Genomic DNA, 2,140 nt, shown 5'->3' with positions numbered 1-2,140 from the left:
GGGGGTGGGGGACTGCCGGGGTCTGCGGCGGGGCCCGCCCCTCCCGCGCGGCACCCCCGCTCTTCCGATTCGGGTGGGTGGGGGCTGCCCCCGCGATAGGGCCGGTACAGGCCACTACTCCTGGTACTGCGCCGCCGCATTGGCCAGGGTCCGGCCAATTTCCTCACGCAACGCCAGTGGCAACTCCACCACCAACCCTTCCCCCTGGCTCAGCAGCCACCAGCGCAACGGCCAGCCATCGATCACCGTTGCCCTTAGCCGGTGCCCCTGCTCCAGCGCCGTCAGTTGCATATCGCCGGTCAGCGGCGCTTCGCGCAGTTGCCGCGCCAGCGGGTCGCTGACCCAGGCTTGCAGTTCAACTCCCTCATCCTGGGCCGGTTGCAACGTATCGCTGCGCAAATACCCCTGCAGATCGAAATTGCCGCGCAGCTCGCTGCCGGCATTGGCCGACCAGTGCCAGCCAAACGGGATGCTCTTGTCGTTGCGTTCCAGCGGGAAGATCAGCGACAGCTCGTTGAGGTCGCGCTCGACGGTGCGCTTGCTGACGTTGAAGCCCACGTCACGCAGGCGCCACACCAGTTCTGCGCTGGTGGTCCCGGGGGAGCGGCTGGGCAACTGGCGCAGAAGTGCCCATTGGCGGCTAAGGGTGGCGCGGGTGGTGGCGAACGGCAAAGGAAACGTCCTTGTCTAGGCTTGCCGCCATAGAATGGCGGCACGGGCAGGTCATGGCAATTGGCCACGGCCTGCTCAGATCAAGGAACAGACAATTGGTTGCCTGGCGCTGGATCGTTCGCGACAGGTTTTGTCGTGTCGTCGCGCAGAATCACGCCCCATCACAGCAAAGCTTGGAGCTGTGCGCCGTTCAATGAGGATGAACATGTCTGCTGCCAGCAATATCCATTCGCTGCTCGCGCGGCTGCTGCCCGAGCGCATCGCGCCGGTACCGGTATTGCCGGGCCAGCGCCAGCGGCTGTTCGTCGGGGTCGGCATGCCGAGCCAGGCGTTGCAGGGCGGTGAGCGCTTCGGCCTGATCGACCGGCTGGATGAAGCTACCGACCTGCAGGCGGTGTACGCCGACCTGTGCAGCCAGGCGTTGCTCGGCAACGTGGAGGCGCTCAACGACCTGGGCTGGATCTGGCTCAACGGCAAGTATTGGCGCGGCGATACCGTGCTGGCCGGGCACCTGCTGCGCATGGCGGCTTTGCAGGGCAATGCCGTTGCCTGGTTCAACCTGGGCCAACAGCACTATTTCGGCAAGGGCGTGGAAGTTTCGTATACCAACGCCGCCGAGTATTACCGCCATGCCTTCGAGCGCGGCATGCTGCATGCGGCGGCGGCGCTGGGCGACCTGTACGAAGAAGAGGTGTGCGACGGTGAGCCGCCATGGCAGGTGGACCCGCTCGAGGCTTACCAGTGGTTTCTGCGCGGGGCACAACGCGGCGAGACGCGTTGCCGTTTCGAGGTGGGTTATCGCTTGCTGCATGGGCTGTACGTGGCAGCGGATACCAGGGCTGCCCTGTACTGGCTGGAGCTGGCAGCGGCCACCGGGGTGATGCAGGCCGCCGAGGAACTGGCGGTGCACTTCAGCAGCCGCGACACGGCGCGCTATCAGAGCTGGCGTGACCAGGCGATCCAGCTGGGCAGCACCCTGGCGCTGACCATGAAACTGGAAGACCAGGTTCAGCGTTGAGGGCATGAGTGCAGCCCATCGCTGGCAAGCCAGCTCCCACAGGAATCGCGTCAAACTTGAGGTATGCGCTGTACCTGTGGGAGCCGGCTTGCCGGCGAAAGGGCCGCAGCGCGGCCCAAAATCGCTCAACTGAGTATCCCGTCACCTCAGAACGCAAAGCACGAACAACCCAATGCCCCCCAGAACCCCTGGAAGTCGCTGACCGGCACCTTGGAGTGGCGCGCCTGTTCATGGCTGTGCGCATGCACCCCGCATGGCCCTGAACACTGGTGCACGGCGGCCGCCAGCGATGGCGTACCCACGCGCCAGTGCCCCGGCACCTTGGCCACAGGAGACCATTCGGGCAGCACCGGTACCTGTGGCGGGCCCAGCTTGTCGAACTCGGCAGCGCCGTACACCACCTTGCCATCGACCACCGTCAGCACCGACTCGATGCCCTTGATGGCCTCT

General features: G+C 65.6%; 2 protein-coding genes and 1 pseudogene. 1 reads left to right on the top strand and 2 read right to left on the bottom strand.

From position 1 onward, the window contains the following. Positions 1-114: 114 nt before the first annotated feature. Positions 115-672, bottom strand: coding sequence for a WYL domain-containing protein (locus ABE459_RS25915; protein ID WP_323830840.1), 558 nt, complete (start codon positions 670-672; stop codon positions 115-117). A gap of 205 nt (positions 673-877) precedes the next feature. Between ABE459_RS25915 and ABE459_RS25910 the strand changes: the two genes are divergently transcribed. Next, positions 878-1,690: a tetratricopeptide repeat protein gene (locus ABE459_RS25910; protein ID WP_323830841.1), complete on the top strand. Its 813-nt coding sequence runs from the start codon at positions 878-880 to the stop codon at positions 1,688-1,690. A 146-nt stretch (positions 1,691-1,836) separates the two neighbouring features. On the opposite strand, the pseudogene ABE459_RS25905 reads toward ABE459_RS25910, so the two are convergent. After that, positions 1,837-2,140 (bottom strand): annotated as a pseudogene (locus ABE459_RS25905) (amidohydrolase); the annotation flags it as partial.

It is taken from the genome of Pseudomonas sp. TWI923, from assembly GCF_039673365.1.
Classification (GTDB): Bacteria; Pseudomonadota; Gammaproteobacteria; order Pseudomonadales; family Pseudomonadaceae; genus Aquipseudomonas; species Aquipseudomonas sichuanensis.
The sequence above is the reverse complement of the archived record's forward strand: the minus strand, read 5'-3'. Positions and strand labels throughout refer to the sequence as shown.